This window comes from Paenibacillus sp. S150 (assembly GCF_019352175.1).
In the GTDB taxonomy this organism is placed as follows: domain Bacteria; phylum Bacillota; class Bacilli; order Paenibacillales; family Paenibacillaceae; genus Paenibacillus_AQ.
Genome location: NZ_JACBYI010000016.1, coordinates 1 through 14,480, shown reverse-complemented (window position 1 = coordinate 14,480; position 14,480 = coordinate 1). Strand labels below are relative to the sequence as shown.

At 53.7% G+C, this 14,480-nt stretch carries 15 protein-coding genes; all 15 read left to right on the top strand.

The window, feature by feature from the left end:
- The first annotated feature begins 118 nt into the window (after nucleotides 1-118).
- The 15 genes from trpE to HYD27_RS15745 all read left to right on the top strand — a co-directional run bounded on the left by trpE (nucleotide 119) and on the right by HYD27_RS15745 (nucleotide 14,319).
- The gene (trpE, locus tag HYD27_RS15815; protein WP_219216712.1) at nucleotides 119-1,672 is read left to right on the top strand and encodes an anthranilate synthase component I; all 1,554 of its coding nucleotides are present in this window, start codon (nucleotides 119-121) and stop codon (nucleotides 1,670-1,672) included.
- A gap of 71 nt (nucleotides 1,673-1,743) precedes the next feature.
- Entirely contained in the window at nucleotides 1,744-2,784 is a 1,041-nt protein-coding gene (gene trpD, locus HYD27_RS15810) for an anthranilate phosphoribosyltransferase (protein WP_219216710.1), read from the top strand.
- Complete coding sequence (gene trpC / locus HYD27_RS15805) at nucleotides 2,774-3,604, top strand: indole-3-glycerol phosphate synthase TrpC (protein WP_219216709.1); 831 nt, start codon at nucleotides 2,774-2,776, stop codon at nucleotides 3,602-3,604. Before trpD ends, trpC begins: the two co-directional genes overlap by 11 nt.
- Nucleotides 3,597-4,274 (top strand): phosphoribosylanthranilate isomerase, encoded by a 678-nt coding sequence (locus HYD27_RS15800; RefSeq protein ID WP_219216883.1) that lies wholly within the window; start codon nucleotides 3,597-3,599, stop codon nucleotides 4,272-4,274. Before trpC ends, HYD27_RS15800 begins: the two co-directional genes overlap by 8 nt.
- Nucleotides 4,271-5,467: a tryptophan synthase subunit beta gene (gene trpB, locus HYD27_RS15795; RefSeq protein ID WP_219216708.1), complete on the top strand. Its 1,197-nt coding sequence runs from the start codon at nucleotides 4,271-4,273 to the stop codon at nucleotides 5,465-5,467. Before HYD27_RS15800 ends, trpB begins: the two co-directional genes overlap by 4 nt.
- Nucleotides 5,467-6,288, top strand: a complete 822-nt coding sequence (gene trpA / locus HYD27_RS15790; protein WP_219216707.1) for a tryptophan synthase subunit alpha — start codon at nucleotides 5,467-5,469, stop codon at nucleotides 6,286-6,288. Before trpB ends, trpA begins: the two co-directional genes overlap by 1 nt.
- A 52-nt stretch (nucleotides 6,289-6,340) precedes the next feature.
- A complete protein-coding gene (gene hisC / locus HYD27_RS15785; RefSeq protein ID WP_219216706.1) occupies nucleotides 6,341-7,438 on the top strand; it encodes a histidinol-phosphate transaminase in 1,098 nt (365 codons plus the stop codon).
- Nucleotides 7,439-7,485: 47 nt separating this feature from the next.
- On the top strand, nucleotides 7,486-8,580 hold the full coding sequence (locus HYD27_RS15780; protein WP_219216705.1) for a prephenate dehydrogenase: 1,095 nt from the start codon (nucleotides 7,486-7,488) through the stop codon (nucleotides 8,578-8,580).
- Between the two features lie 803 nt (nucleotides 8,581-9,383).
- Entirely contained in the window at nucleotides 9,384-9,524 is a 141-nt protein-coding gene (locus HYD27_RS32695) for a starch-binding protein (protein WP_219216704.1), read from the top strand.
- Nucleotides 9,525-10,333: 809 nt separating this feature from the next.
- A complete protein-coding gene (locus HYD27_RS15770) occupies nucleotides 10,334-10,921 on the top strand; it encodes an RNA polymerase sigma factor (protein WP_219216703.1) in 588 nt (195 codons plus the stop codon).
- 152 nt (nucleotides 10,922-11,073) lie between these two features.
- Nucleotides 11,074-11,520: a hypothetical protein gene (locus HYD27_RS15765; protein WP_219216702.1), complete on the top strand. Its 447-nt coding sequence runs from the start codon at nucleotides 11,074-11,076 to the stop codon at nucleotides 11,518-11,520.
- Nucleotides 11,521-11,738: 218 nt separating this feature from the next.
- Nucleotides 11,739-12,326: a histidine phosphatase family protein gene (locus HYD27_RS15760; RefSeq protein WP_219216700.1), complete on the top strand. Its 588-nt coding sequence runs from the start codon at nucleotides 11,739-11,741 to the stop codon at nucleotides 12,324-12,326.
- 90 nt (nucleotides 12,327-12,416) lie between these two features.
- Nucleotides 12,417-13,502 (top strand): hypothetical protein, encoded by a 1,086-nt coding sequence (locus tag HYD27_RS15755; RefSeq protein WP_219216881.1) that lies wholly within the window; start codon nucleotides 12,417-12,419, stop codon nucleotides 13,500-13,502.
- 112 nt (nucleotides 13,503-13,614) lie between these two features.
- The gene (locus tag HYD27_RS15750; RefSeq protein WP_219216698.1) at nucleotides 13,615-14,121 is read left to right on the top strand and encodes a gamma carbonic anhydrase family protein; all 507 of its coding nucleotides are present in this window, start codon (nucleotides 13,615-13,617) and stop codon (nucleotides 14,119-14,121) included.
- A gap of 18 nt (nucleotides 14,122-14,139) precedes the next feature.
- Nucleotides 14,140-14,319, top strand: a complete 180-nt coding sequence (locus HYD27_RS15745) for an IDEAL domain-containing protein (RefSeq protein ID WP_020427670.1) — start codon at nucleotides 14,140-14,142, stop codon at nucleotides 14,317-14,319.
- Nucleotides 14,320-14,480: the final 161 nt, after the last annotated feature.

The following is a 14,480-nucleotide window of genomic DNA, read 5'->3' as shown; positions in this document are numbered from 1 at the left end:
GTGGCTGGATGCCGGTCCTTTGCGCTTATTCATATACTTACTTACACAAACCTCTACTCCGGTAGAGGTTTTTCTGTATTTCGGACAACATAACCAATATCCCAAGGAGGTATCCCAAATGACAAATCCAAGCGTAGAAGAAGTGCTGTCCTTGTCGCGGGAATATAATCTGATTCCTGTAGTCAAAAGGCTGCTTGCCGATATGGAGACGCCTATCCGGTTATTCCAGCGCTTTGCCGGTCAGGAACGGGCATTTTTGCTGGAAAGTGTGGAAGGCGGAATCCAGTGGGCGCGGTATTCTTTTATCGGCAGCGACCCTTTCCTGATGATCTCCGGCAAAAAAGGTGTAATCCATGTGGAGGCCGGCGGAGAGAAAAGACAGCTGCTCGGCAAGCCGATTGAGGAACTGAAGGCGCTGCTTCGCTCCTTTCGCAGTCCCAAGCTGGACGGTATGCCTCCTTTTACCGGCGGAGCCATCGGATTCTTCGGGTACGATCTGCTGCAGTATTATGAAAAGCTCTCTGCGCATGCGGTGGATGATTTGAAGATGGATGATATCCGTTTTATGTTCTGTGACCGCATCATTGTCTTCGATCATGTGAAGCAGCAGATCCTGCTGGTAGGCAATCTGCATGTCAAGGACGGCGATACGGATTCCGATATCCGCGCCGGGTATGAGGAATTAAGCGGTAAGCTGGAGCAGATGGCTGAAGAGCTGCAAAAGGAAGGACCGAAGGAAAATGTCAACCGGCGCAGCATCCCCCAGGACATCGAGCTTGGAGAAATTCATTCGAACCTCACCAGAGAACAATATATCAGCAATGTGGAGCGGGCGAAGGAATATATCCGGGCAGGGGATATTTTTCAGGTGGTGCTGTCACAGCGGCTCCATATTGAGACTGAAGTATCTCCGCTGCATGTCTATCGTATGCTGCGCACGCTGAATCCTTCGCCGTATATGTATTATCTCAAAATGGACGGGGAGATCATCGTCGGCACATCGCCTGAGGCGCTCGTCAAGGTGGACGGAAGCCGTGTGGAGACCCGGCCGATTGCGGGAACGCGGCCCCGCGGAGAGAATGAAGCTCATGACCGGGCGCTGGCCGCCGAGCTGCTTGAGGATGAGAAGGAGCGGGCGGAGCATCTGATGCTGGTGGATCTGGGACGCAATGACCTGGGCCGGGTATCAAAATTCGGTAGTGTGAAATGCGACTCATTCATGGAAATTGAAAAATACTCGCATGTGATGCACATGGTCTCCAATGTGTCAGGCACACTTGACGCAGGCAAGGATTTCTTCGATGCCTTCCTCTCCTGCCTGCCGGCAGGCACGGTCTCGGGAGCGCCCAAGCTGCGGGCAATGGAAATTATCGCCGAACTGGAACAGGAAGCGAGAGGCGCATACGCCGGAGCCATCGGCTATCTTGGCTTTTCCGGAAATATGGACTCCTGTATCACGATCCGAACCATTATTTTCCGCAAGGGCCGCGCTTATGTGCAGGCGGGAGCGGGAATTGTGTGGGACTCGGTTCCGGAGAAGGAATATGAGGAGACGGTCAACAAGGCCAAAGCAATGCTGAAGGCCATCCGGATGGCGGAAGCCATGTTCCCGGAGGAAGTCAAAGAGAAGCAGGTAATCAATCAGGATTACATGTATGAATATACCCCTTGACCAACAGGGGAACGTTGTGCGGAGCTGAATCATAATGAATTGCCCCCAAAAAAGTTTAGGAGGAGATAACAATGGATGCAAGCCAATTGATACAATCGGGAATTGCCGCCCTGATCGAAGGGCGCGACCTTACCCGCCAGCAGGCGCGTGAAATTATGGGTACAATAATGGAAGGCGCTGCCTCGCCGGCGCAGATTGGCGCGCTGCTGACCGCACTGCGGATCAAAGGGGAAACTGTTGAAGAAATTACCGGCTTCGCGGAAGCGATGCGCGGCTTCGGCACGCATGTGGTTACCGAACGCTCACAGCTGCTGGATACCTGCGGAACCGGCGGCTCGGGCATCCATAAGTTCAATATTTCCACCGCCTCGGCCATCATATCCTCTGCCGCTTCCGTAAGGGTGGCTAAGCACGGCAACCGTTCCGCATCCGGAAGGGCGGGCAGCGCCGATGTGCTGGAAGCGCTTGGCGTCAATATTCATCTGAATGCGGAGCAGGCCCGGCAGTGTCTGGACAGCATCGGTATCTGCTTCCTGTTCGCGCAAATTTATCATCCGTCGATGAAGCATGCTGCAGCGCCCCGGAGGGAGCTGGGAGTCCGCACCGTGTTCAATATGCTGGGTCCGCTGACCAATCCGGCCGGAGCTGACCGTCAGCTGATGGGAATCTACGACCGGGACAAAACGGAAACCGTAGCGAATGTTCTGAAGGAGCTCGGTTCAAAGCGGGCGATGATTGTAAGCAGTCTGGACGGTCTGGACGAAATCAGCATCTCGGCGCCGACACAGGTGTCTGAGCTTAAAAACGGTGTGGTTACGACTTATCAGGTCACTCCGCAAGAGCTGGGACTGAGTGCGCATCCACTGGAGGATGTGCTGGGCGGAGATGCGGCGGAGAATGCTGCAATTATTACCGGAGTGCTGCAAGGCGAGCTGAACCCGTACCGTGATATTGTCCTTGCCAATGCGGGCGCCTGCATCTACGTAGCAGGACTTGCGGATACCTTAAAAGAAGGTGTGGACAAAGCCGGCGTTGTAGTGGATTCCGGTGCCGCACTGCTTAAGCTGGAGCAGCTTAAAGCCATGACGAAGGAGCTTGATTATGTATCTTGAGCGGATAGTTGCCACCAAAATCAATGAAGTAGAAGCCTTGAGCCAAACCTTCTCCCTGGAGGAGGCCAAGCGTCAGATCGCAGCGCTGCCGCCGACAAGAGGGTTTCGGACAGCGCTTACGGAGTCACGGAACAGATCCACCGGTCTGATTGCCGAAGTGAAGAAGGCTTCTCCCTCCAAAGGGCTGATCCGGGCGGATTTCGATCCGGTGTCCATTGCCAAGGGGTATGAAGCAGGAGGGGCGGATTGTTTATCCGTCCTTACGGATACAGATTATTTTCAGGGCAGCGGTGCTTATTTGCAGCAAGTTAGGGAGGCGGTAAGGCTTCCGCTCCTGCGCAAGGATTTCATTATCGATGACCGCCAGATCTATGAAGCGCGGCTGCTGGGGGCCGATGCGATTCTGCTGATTGCAGCCATCCTGACTCCAGAGCAGCTGATTTCGTTCACTGATACAGCAGCGGAGCTGGGACTGGATATCTTAATTGAGGTCCATGACCGGAAGGAGCTGGATACGGTTCTGGCTACCGGAAAGGTGCAGCATCCGGGCGTATTGCTGGGCATTAACAACCGTAATCTGCATACGTTCGAAACGTCATTGTCTACTACAGCGGAGCTTGCCGCACTTCTTCCCGCCGGTGTTCCGGTAATCAGCGAGAGCGGAATAGCCGGTCCTGGCGATATCGGCTATCTGAGAACAGCCGGAGCGGCCGGTGTTTTGGTAGGAGAGTATCTGATGCGCCAGCCGGATGTGGAACAGGCGGTAAATGACCTGCTTGGTGCGTTGCCGGAAGGGAAGGAACGTGCCGCCCATGGCTGAGGCGAGGGTAAAAATCTGTGGACTTCAGGACGTTGAAGTGCTAAAATCTATGAAGCGATTACCTCTGGATTATGTGGGATTTGTGTTTGCGGAGAGCCGCCGCAGGGTGAGCCCTGAACGCGCGGCAGAGCTTGTTGCCGAGCTTGCGGGTTGGGAGAATGTGAAATCTCCGCTTGCGGCAGGAGTGTTCGTGAACCCTTCGCTTGCGGAGCTGGAAGCGCTGCTCTCCTCCGTGCCGCTGCATGTTGTTCAGCTGCATGGACAGGAGAGCGCGGACTATTGCCGGGCCGTCAAGGCGGCTTTTCCGCAGGTCCAGGTATGGAAGGCTCTGTCAGTAGCCGCAAGCGATGCCGGCTTCCCTGGGGAAGGTGCTCATATGCTGCAGCAATATGCCGGAGCCGTCGATGCCCTGCTGCTGGATACATATGACCCGGCCGGCGGCGGCTCCGGCCGAACCTTTGATTGGGACAGGATTCCAGCTTATCAACAGGCGGCTTCAGAATATGGCCTGCCTTTATTTGTGGCCGGCGGGCTGCATCCAGACAATGTCCGTGAATTGCTGGACGGCTATGCCCCATACGGTGTAGATGTTTCAAGCGGAGTAGAGAGCGATGGGATCAAGGATATCGCCAAGATAACAGCTTTTGTGGAAAGGGTGAAGCAATCATGATACAAGTACCGGACAAAAACGGGCGTTTTGGTTCTTTTGGAGGCCGCTTCGTCCCTGAAACGCTGATGAATGCACTGATTGAGCTGGAGGAGGCCTATAACAGATTTTCGGCAGATCCGGCTTTCCAGACGGAAGTGGATTACCTGCTTAAGCAATACTCAGGACGGGAGACTCCGCTCTATTACGCGGAGCGGCTCAGCAAGCATCTGGGAGAAGCCAAAATCTATTTGAAACGTGAAGATCTCAACCATACCGGAGCACACAAGATCAACAATGCGATCGGCCAGGGCATCCTTGCCAAAATGATGGGCAAAACCAAGGTCATCGCCGAAACCGGCGCAGGCCAGCACGGGGTGGCAACGGCTACGGTAGCCGCACTGCTCGGCATGGAATGCAAGGTGTTCATGGGGGAAGAGGACACACGCCGCCAGGCGCTGAACGTATTCCGCATGAAGCTGCTGGGCGCAGAAGTCATTCCGGTGACCTCCGGCTCCCGGACCCTTAAGGATGCAGGGAATGAAGCGCTGCGCTACTGGGTCAGCAACGTGGAAGACACATTCTATGTGCTTGGTTCCGCTGTCGGACCGCATCCGTACCCGATGATGGTCCGCAACTTCCAGCGGATTATCGGGGATGAGACCCGGCGGCAGATTCTGGAGGCCGAAGGCAGGCTGCCGGATTTGCTCGTAGCCGCAGTAGGCGGCGGCAGCAACGCTATTGGCATGTTCTATCCGTTCATGGAGGATGAGCGGGTGGGGATGATCGGCGTGGAAGCTGCCGGCAAGGGCGTAGATACTCCGTTTCATGCCGCAACAATGAGCAAAGGCACCCAGGGGGTATTCCAGGGCTCGCTCAGCTATCTGCTGCAGGATGAGCATGGTCAGGTTCAGGAGGCGCATTCGATTTCGGCCGGTCTGGATTATCCTGGAGTTGGCCCTGAGCACTCCTATCTTAAGGATGTACACCGGGCAGTGTATGTTCCGATTACGGATGATGAAGCGCTGGAAGCCCTGAAGCTGCTGTGCGTTACCGAAGGCATTATTCCGGCCCTTGAGTCTGCGCATGCCATTGCCCATGTCGCCAAGATAGGGCCGACGCTGACCAAGGATGATATCGTGGTCATCTGCTTGTCCGGACGCGGCGATAAGGATGTTGAATCAATCATGGCCTATACGGAAGGAGCGGGTAAGTGATGACAACCGAAACGACGAACCGTATGGATGTGACCTTCCGCAGGCTTAAGGAGGAAGGCCGGACGGCGCTGATTCCTTTTCTGACTGTCGGCGATCCCGATCTGGAGACTACCCTTGAGATCATCGCCGAGCTGGAAGCGGCCGGGGCGGATCTTCTGGAGCTGGGTGTGCCATATTCCGACCCGCTTGCGGACGGTCCGGTGATCCAGCGGGCTTCTTCCCGGGCGCTGCGCGGCAATATCCATTTGCGCACCTGTATGGAGACGGCGCTGAAGGCCCGGCAGGCGGGCAGCAAGCTGCCTTTTATTCTGTTCACCTATTATAATCCGGTCATGCAGATGGGACTGGAGACCTTCTTCGCCGCACTTGACGCCCATGAGATCAGCGGTCTGATTATCCCCGATCTTCCGGTGGAAGAGTCGGAGGAAATGCGCAGGCTCAGCCATGAAGCCGGAGTGAACCTCATTCCGCTTGTTGCGCCTACCTCCAGCGAACGCATCGCCCGGATTGTCTCCGGCGCCAGCGGCTTCGTCTACTGTGTCTCCTCGCTTGGAGTTACGGGAGAACGCTCCACGTTTCATGCCGGTGTGGATGAATTCATTGCGTCTGTCCGCCAGGCTACGGACCTTCCTGTGGCGGTGGGCTTCGGCATCTCGACCGGCGAGCAGGTGGCGCGCTTTGCCCGCATCTGCGATGGTGTAGTCGTAGGCAGCGCAATCGTCCGCAAGGTGGAGGACGTTATACCGCTGCTGGACAATCCTGCCACCCGAAGTGATGGCCTGTTGCAAATTCGTGAATTTGTGGCACAATTAAGACCATAACGGTCTGCTGGCAGACCGGGGTTTTACTATTTATGGAGAGCGAGGACCGTTCATGAACCCGAAACCGAATATCGTTAACCTCCCTGTATATAAACCGGGGAAGCCTATCGAGGAGGTGAAGAAGGAGCTTGGCTTAAGCGATGTCATTAAGCTGGCCTCCAATGAGAATCCTTACGGGTCTTCACCGAGTGCAAGAGCCGCCATAGTTGCGGAGCTCGACAACCTTTATCTCTACCCGGACGGTTCAGCTGCCGAATTGACGGCTGCGCTGGCCGGCCACCTTGGTGTGCAGAGCGACAACCTCATTTTTGGCTGCGGCTCCGATGAGATCATTGCCTTGATTGCCCGTGCTTTCTTCCTGCCGGGGGACGAGACTATTATGGCGGACCAGACCTTTTCCGTATATAAGAGCAATGCCGATATTGAAGGTGCGGTCTCCATTGAAGTGCCTCTGGCACACGGTACACATGATCTGGATGCGATGCTGGCCCGGATTACAGAGCGGACCAAAATTATCTGGATCTGCAATCCGAATAACCCTACCGGAACGATTGTGCCGGAGGAAGCGCTGATCACGTTCCTGAACGCGGTCCCGGCCGGAGTAATGGTTGTTCTGGATGAGGCTTATTTTGAATATGTGACGGACCTGTCCTACACAGACGGCATCAAGCTGCTGGACGCTTATCCGAATCTGGTTGTATTGCGCACCTTCTCCAAGATTTATGGCTTGGCTGCGCTGCGCATCGGCTACGGGGTGGCGAGTCCGCAGATCATTTCCTTGATCAACAAGGTGCGGGAACCTTTTAATACCACCCGTCTGGCGCAGGCTGGGGCACTGGCTGCGCTGGCCGACCAGGATTACGTGCAGGAGTGCCGCCGCCTTAACAGCGCAGGAATTCTGCAGCTTCAGGATGAGTTCAAACGGCTGGACCTTGACTCTTTTCCGGCTCATGGCAATTTCATTATGGTGGATGTGCGGAAGCCGGCAACCGATGTTTTTGATGCCTTGCTGCGGCAGGGGATTATTGTCAGAGCGGGGCATAAGCTGTACCCGACCCATATTCGTGTCACCGTCGGTTCGGCTGAGCAGAACAAGGCTTTTATCGCAGCTCTGGAGCAGGCGCTGAAGGAACAGGGAGTAAGGGTCTGAGGGGCAGCCGGCAGACGAATCTACAGAAGGCAGGTAGTTCAAAGGACATGACGACAAAAATAGCAATTTTCGGTGTCGGTCTGATCGGAGGCTCACTGGCCCTTTGCTTCAAAGGCAAGGAAGGCCTGACCGTTGTAGGCCATGCCCACCGTCCTGAATCGGCAATTAAATACGTCAGCAGAGGTGTGGTCGATCAGGCCACACTTTCGCTTGAGGAAGCGGCGCTGGACGCCGATTTCATTTTTTTGTGCGTGCCTGTAGGCATGCTGGAGGACTACTTGCAGCGTCTCAGCAAGCTTCCCCTCAAGCCGGGCTGTATTATTACGGATGTCGGCAGCACCAAGGCCACGATTGCCGCCTGCGCGGTTTCGCTGGACCTTCCCGGGGTGCATTTCATCGGCGGACATCCGATGGCCGGCTCCGAGCGTTCGGGTGTGGAAGCGGCTTCCTCGCTGCTGTTCGAGAACGCCTATTATGTGCTGACACCGCCGCCGGGAGTGCCGGAGGAAGCGTATAAGGCGCTTGAAGCTTTGCTTCTACATACCAAAGCGCAGATCGTCCGGCTTAATCCGGAGCGCCATGATGAGATTGTCGGTGCGATCAGCCATTTGCCGCATATTATTGCGGTAGCCCTGGTGAATCAGATCCGCGCGTATGACGACACAGACTCCTTGTACAGCACCTTGGCTGCCGGGGGGTTCCGTGATATCACGCGCATTGCATCCAGCGATCCGATCATCTGGCGCGATATTCTGCTGAATAACCGCCTGGTTATGCTTCGTTTGCTGAAGGATTGGAACGAGGAGGTTTCCTCATTTGTTCAATTGCTGGAGAATGCGGACGGAGAGGGCATAGAAGAAGCCTTTGTTGAAGCGGGCGGCTTCCGCAGCCAGCTGCCGGAGCGGCGCAAGGGGATGATCACGCCGCTGTTCGATCTGCATATCGATGTTCCCGATCACCCGGGCATCATCGGACGGATCGCCACCGAGCTGGGAGACCAGGGCATCAACCTCAGCAACGTGCAGATTATTGAGAGCCGTGAGGATGTGCCGGGCATTATGCGCCTCTCCTTCCGCCAGGAGAATGATATGGAGCGGGCCAAGCTTCTGCTGCAGCAGAGCAATTATACTGTATACGTGTAGAAACGGATAACCCCCCTTTTAAGCCGCTCATAAACCCCTTGATTAGTTAGATATAAGGATGAGTGGACTTGAAGGGGTTTTTTTAAAGCGGAGAACCCGAAAAAGCTGGTGGAATGCAAGGAGGCTCACAGGGAACGAAAGCGAAGTGTAAAAAGTAACACTAATGGTCTGGAATTCTGGCTTGAACGGGCTTTAGTGGGATTTTGTACACCTAATGGAGGCCCACTCCCCCCAAATGCCTGATTTCAGCCGAATTAGTTGTACTTTTTCCCACTAGGGATGATCCGGAATCTGAATGTGCTACCTTAGTTATCCTTTTTCCCACTAAAATGGCTGCCCTTTGGATGAATGGTTCAAGTTCATCTTGATCATCGAAGCCAAGGCCCCACTACCCTGGAAATAACTTTACGCCCCCATTTCCATCATCTGTGGTGCCGCGTCAGCGGCATGGATGGCTTTGTGGGGTTATTTTGTTGTTTCAAGCTCAGCTTATATAGGAGCATAATATTTACCGGGCGTCCACAAGTGTCAAGGATTTGCTGCCGCATGGGGAGTCAGAGGGACTTAACCCTTTTCGCCAATTGATGCTAAAAATGGACAAAAAAAAGACCGCTTACATAATAAGCGGTTACAGTTCACAATTACTTGGAACCGTATAGTATTTGGATAGGAGTGGAGAGAAACCATACTGTACTTTTATTATATGTATCCGTTTACATTTTGTCAACACTTTATTCAAAGATTATTTAGAAAATCTTCGGTCCTGCAATTTTGTAAAAGAAGACCCTAATGCAGCGTTAACAGTGCACTATTCCAAGCCGGCGGCCTGGGGTACTCCGAACATCTATTATTATGATGACAGCGTGACCCCAACCAAGACTGGACCCGCCTGGCCGGGAAGTGGAATGACCAATGAAGGCAACGGCTGGTACCCTGTTCAATAACCTCCTGGACGCAGGGAGAAGTCATCTTCAACCCAGGCAGCAGCCAGATTCCCGCATCCCCGGCAGGCCGGGTATGGCGTAAGCGGTGAAGTATGGATCAAGGACGGCGTAATCTACACGCAAAACCCCGATGTGGCTGCATCAACAATCACAATTGACGAAGCGGAGGGCAGCTTCAGCGGCGATAGCCTGGAGGTTGCAGTCACATAGAAGGACGCTAGCAGTGCTGCTGGCACAGTCGCAGCTACGTTCACTGTCAAGAACACAACGGCAGTAATGAGATGAAATGTATATCTTTCAGGGAGCATCCCCGGCCGGGGATTTGGGACCAGCTAAAGGGAGGCGAACCTGTTTATCCTGACCGAACCATTACGGCCAATCTGACTATCCGTTCCTGCAAGAGGCCCTGCCAGCCGACCGGCGATAGGGTGCGCCATTCTCCCCAGTATGACATTTCCTGCGGAATTCGACTCCATATGATGGGAAATACAATCATAGCTGCTGTCATAAGTCTATTAATGTCATACTGTTAGATTGTGTGCTATACTGGGTTAAGTATATTTATAGATTTCCAGTAGGTGCCAGAATGCGACCTGTCGGGGATTGCCGGAAATCTGCGGATATGCGTTTTTCTTTCTGTATTCATTTACAGCATGCCTTATTTATCGGGTGCCTGAATATACATAGGAAGTATTGCGTTTAACTGTGCAAATTTGAAGAAGCACCGCAACTTTTGAAGTCTCGGCCGGTATAAGAAGTATGGACCGGACGGGATTTCATGCGCTAGGGCGAGGAGGGCCGAACTCACCATGACGGATTCCCAGTTGATCCAGCTAATCAAGCAAGGCGACACAGAAATGTATTCAGAATTAATGCGGCGGTATCAACGTAAAATACTGGCTTTTGTCTACCATATGCTCAAAAATTCCCACATGGAGCTTCTAGCCGAAGATCTATGCTCGGAGACCTTCTATAAAGCGTTCCGCAGCCTGCATTCCTTCCGGGAAGTGGATGCGTCATTCTCGACTTGGCTGTATACGATTGCGCGGAATACTGTGCTCAGCGAGCTTCGCAAGAACCGTGCCGGGAACGTATCTCTGGAGGAAAGCGGATATACACCGGTAGCCCCGATTGAGGTGGCGCCGGAACAGGCTGCTCTCCGTAAAGAGCGGATGAACCTGGTTCGTGAAGCGATTAATAATCTTCCGGAGAAGCAGCGCTCCGCGCTGATTCTGCGGGAATACGATCAAATGGACTACCAGGAAATTGCTGTGATTCTGGATCAGAGTGTCAGCTCCGTGAAATCATTATTGTTCCGTGCCAGGAGCAGTGTGAAGCTTCAACTCGAATCCTATTTTTATGAGCCTGAAGCAGAAGAGCAGGCTGAGAGGGTGTAAGGCCTATGAATTGCAGGGAAGCACAGAATTCCATTCCGCTTTTGTGGGACGCTCCCCCCACCGACCCTAAGCGGATTAAGCTTGAAAGGCATATTGCGAACTGTCCTTACTGTGCCGCTGAAGGGGCGTTGTGGCAGGAGAGCAGCCAGCTTATGCAAGAAACACGGGTTGAGGTCAGCGAAGAACGTGCGGAGGCTGTGAATCTCCGGGTCATGGAGCGGATCTATCTGGAAAGTCCCTGGCTCATGCCTGGAGATGGTAAGTCTGCAGGGAATACTGCCGTTTTCCGCCGCCGGCTCAGTCTCTGGATTGCCTGTTTTTTGGCTGTTTTTATATCCAGCTTTCTGTATTTCACGATGTTCAGAACACCCGCCAATACGACGGCGGCGCAAAGCGGAATTGTGGAGACCGGAGTAGCCGGCTTGTCTCTGGACTGGTCCTCCTCCTATCCCGCCTCCGAATCTGGCGGCGGTATTATTGAACCGCTCGTGGTGAGCATGGGACCTACCCATCCGCAATATTGGATGATGCTGTCCATGCTGGGTGTAGGCCTGTCGATTTTTTTGCTGTTCCGGCTGAACCGTTACCGCAGACAATAGGAAGCTCTCTTTACTCCAGGGTAAAGCGGGCTTTTTTTGCATTTGGAGTCCCGCAGGCACCTGACAGGCAACGAAGCCGGAGCCGCATTTGGAGAGCTTTCCGAGGCGCGTCCTGCAGAGGTCATGAATATGCATAATAAACCTTTAAAAAGAAGACATTTGTTTTCATTCGTGTTACATTATTAAGCAAACATAGTGGAAAGGAAGGGTGATAGGAGATGCTGATCGGCTTAATACGCCATGGGCTGACGGATTGGAATGCGGAAGGCAGGATACAAGGGCAAAGCGACATTCCGCTTAACGACGAAGGCCGGAGGCAGGCTGAGATGCTGGGAGACCGCCTGCTGCAGGAAACGTACCGCTGGGATTACTGTATCACCAGCAGTCTTTCCCGGGCAGCAGAGACGGGCAGAATTATCGCGGCCAAGCTGGGAATTCCATTGCTTGAACCGGACGAGCGCATCCGTGAACGTGCCTACGGACAGGTTGAGGGCATGACGTCAATGCAGCGTGAGGAGAAATGGGGCAAGGATTGGAATCTGCTGTCCCTTGGACAGGAGACGGATGAGCAGCTTCAGGTGCGTGCCCTGGCTTTTATGGAAGAGATTGCAGCGCGGTATCCGGAGAAGAATATCCTGGTCATCTCTCATGGAGGATTTCTGGCTCAGCTCTATATCGCATTGTACAAGGACAAATATTCCGAGCGTCTTGGCAATCTATCGCTCACTATTCTGGAGAAGAAAGAGAAGGAATGGAACCCGCTGTTGTACAACTGTACACGCCATATTCTGCAAAATCAGCATTGACCCGACCCTTCGGGTTATTTTTTTTGTACATTCAGGAATAAAAAGGGCTGTATTTCCCATAATGGTAGTAAAACGGTGAGGCGATAAATGATGAATCTGGCGGATATGCTTAACTATGCGGACATTGGTCAGCTTACCGCCATTGCGGGACGCTACCAGTGTGATTGCAAACGAAATTCCAAACATGATTTGATTCAGAGTATATTGATCACACTGGGAAGCCGCGAGTTCATGGAGAACCACATCAGGGAGTGCGCACCCGAGGACTTGCGGTTTCTGAATACGCTGCTGTTCGATGAGCGCAGCCACTTCAGCCTTGAGGATTTGCTGGCTGCGGCAAGGCAGGCCTCCTTCGATGCTCTTCCCGGCACTGGCGGAGGGTACCGCGAGATGGTCGCAAGGTTCAAAAATGGCGGTTGGCTCTTCAATGGCGCTTCCCTGCAAGGCAGGTACCTGTTTCAAGTGCCGCAGGATCTGAAGAACCGCTTCCGTGAGCGGATGGGGGAATTTCTCAAGGAGCAAGTCTCTCCAAGTGCCGAGCCTGCAATTTACCGCGGTGAAGGAGATATGCTTGCTGGCGACCTGCTGCTCTTTCTGCGTTATGTGAAGGAGAATGAACCCGAACTGAACCAGGAGGGTGCGATGCACAAAAGGTACCAGCAGGGGGTGATGAACGCAATCCAAATTTCTGAGCCTCTCCTCGGCAAGGGCGGCTGGAAATTCGGCTATGGAAGAGCGGGTGAGCATTATCCTCCACGGCTCGCCCTGATGGTTGATTATGCCCGCCACCGCCGCTGGACCTCTGAGGAAGGCCAGCGGCTGAAGCTTACCCTGGCCGGAGAAACGCTGCTGGAGCAGGGGAAATCCGAGAAGCTGATGCAGTTATACATGTTTTGGTTAAAACTGTATAAAGGCGCTATACCAAATCTGCCATCTCTCGTATACTGGATTAGTATAAGTGCGGGGAAGTGGGTCACGGTGGCTTCGCTCGTAGAAGCTCTGGGCTGGCTGGTCAAGCCGTTTTATTACGATGATGCCGCTTCGATTCTGGAGCAGCGCATCCTCCGGATGCTGCTGCATCTGGGAATGCTGCGGCTGGGCGAAACGGCGGAGGGGCCGGCCGTTATGATGACGCCATGGGGGCTGGAGGCGGCTGTGCCGAAGCAACTGCTGTAGATATGTACGCCTGGAGCCGCAGCCGGGGAAGTCACAGAAGCATTTTTGACGGCGGAAGCTAGGGTAAGTTCGAATTGCAGCAGGTGTTGAACGAGTGCTGGGGGGAGAAGAAATGCGGATTGCTTATGGGAACTACATACCGCAGCTTGATGAGTCTGTATACGTCGCGGAAGGTGCGAAGCTGGTAGGTGATGTAAGGATTGGACGACAGTCCAGTGTGTGGTTCAACGCCGTACTTCGGGGAGATCTGGCTCCGGTAATTATCGGGGACCGCTGCAATATCCAGGACGGCTCCGTAGGGCATGTGGCGGACGGGCAGCAGCTCTTGCTGGGTGATGACATATCTGTGGGTCATTCCGCGATTATCCATGGCTGCAGGATAGGCAGAGGCACATTAATCGGAATGGGTGCAATTGTATTGAACGGGGCCGAGATTGGTGAATATGCTTTAATAGGAGCCGGATCTATTGTAACCGAAAACAAAGTCATACCGCCCTATACCCTCTCATTTGGTTCGCCTGCCAAAGTGGTCCGAGAATTAACCGAGCGGGATCTGCAGCGAATGGCCCGCACAAGTGAAAGCTATGTACAAAAAGCAAAGGAATATGGAAGGATCTAAACAGCGGAGGTGTATCGAATGGACAAAATGAAGGCTACCTATGAAGTGATGCTAGGACTTGCGGCAGAAATGGTGTGGGATGAAGCGCTGCGAAAGCGTCGTACCGACATCTTGTACCGGGAGATCGACACGGCGCTGGCTGCCGGGGATAAGACGGCGTTCCGCAATCTAACTGAAGAATTGAAAAGTTTGGCTTAAAAATACCGGAAATGCGCTTTGCGCATTTCTTTTTTTCTGGCTTTAGCCAGTTGAGTGCGTGAAACGCGCGAAACAAAAAACCACCCGCTATGCGGGTGGAGGGAACGAGGGTTTGACCACCAAGACCATTCCGATAGAATTGAGATGTTCAGGCTCAAACG

Excerpts from the sequence above, each read along its gene's own strand:
- hisC (WP_219216706.1), top strand. The coding sequence starts at position 6,341 with ATGAACCCGAAACCGAATATCGTTAACCTCCCTGTATATAAACCGGGG.
- trpD (WP_219216710.1), top strand. The coding sequence starts at position 1,744 with ATGGATGCAAGCCAATTGATACAATCGGGAATTGCCGCCCTGATCGAA.
- HYD27_RS15745 (WP_020427670.1), top strand. The coding sequence starts at position 14,140 with ATGGACAAAATGAAGGCTACCTATGAAGTGATGCTAGGACTTGCGGCA.
- trpB (WP_219216708.1), top strand. The coding sequence starts at position 4,271 with ATGATACAAGTACCGGACAAAAACGGGCGTTTTGGTTCTTTTGGAGGC.
- HYD27_RS15760 (WP_219216700.1), top strand. The coding sequence starts at position 11,739 with ATGCTGATCGGCTTAATACGCCATGGGCTGACGGATTGGAATGCGGAA.
- HYD27_RS15780 (WP_219216705.1), top strand. The coding sequence starts at position 7,486 with ATGACGACAAAAATAGCAATTTTCGGTGTCGGTCTGATCGGAGGCTCA.
- trpC (WP_219216709.1), top strand. The coding sequence starts at position 2,774 with ATGTATCTTGAGCGGATAGTTGCCACCAAAATCAATGAAGTAGAAGCC.
- HYD27_RS15800 (WP_219216883.1), top strand. The coding sequence starts at position 3,597 with ATGGCTGAGGCGAGGGTAAAAATCTGTGGACTTCAGGACGTTGAAGTG.
- HYD27_RS15770 (WP_219216703.1), top strand. The coding sequence starts at position 10,334 with ATGACGGATTCCCAGTTGATCCAGCTAATCAAGCAAGGCGACACAGAA.
- trpA (WP_219216707.1), top strand. The coding sequence starts at position 5,467 with ATGACAACCGAAACGACGAACCGTATGGATGTGACCTTCCGCAGGCTT.
- HYD27_RS15750 (WP_219216698.1), top strand. The coding sequence starts at position 13,615 with ATGCGGATTGCTTATGGGAACTACATACCGCAGCTTGATGAGTCTGTA.
- HYD27_RS15755 (WP_219216881.1), top strand. The coding sequence starts at position 12,417 with ATGAATCTGGCGGATATGCTTAACTATGCGGACATTGGTCAGCTTACC.
- trpE (WP_219216712.1), top strand. The coding sequence starts at position 119 with ATGACAAATCCAAGCGTAGAAGAAGTGCTGTCCTTGTCGCGGGAATAT.
- HYD27_RS15765 (WP_219216702.1), top strand. The coding sequence starts at position 11,074 with ATGCAAGAAACACGGGTTGAGGTCAGCGAAGAACGTGCGGAGGCTGTG.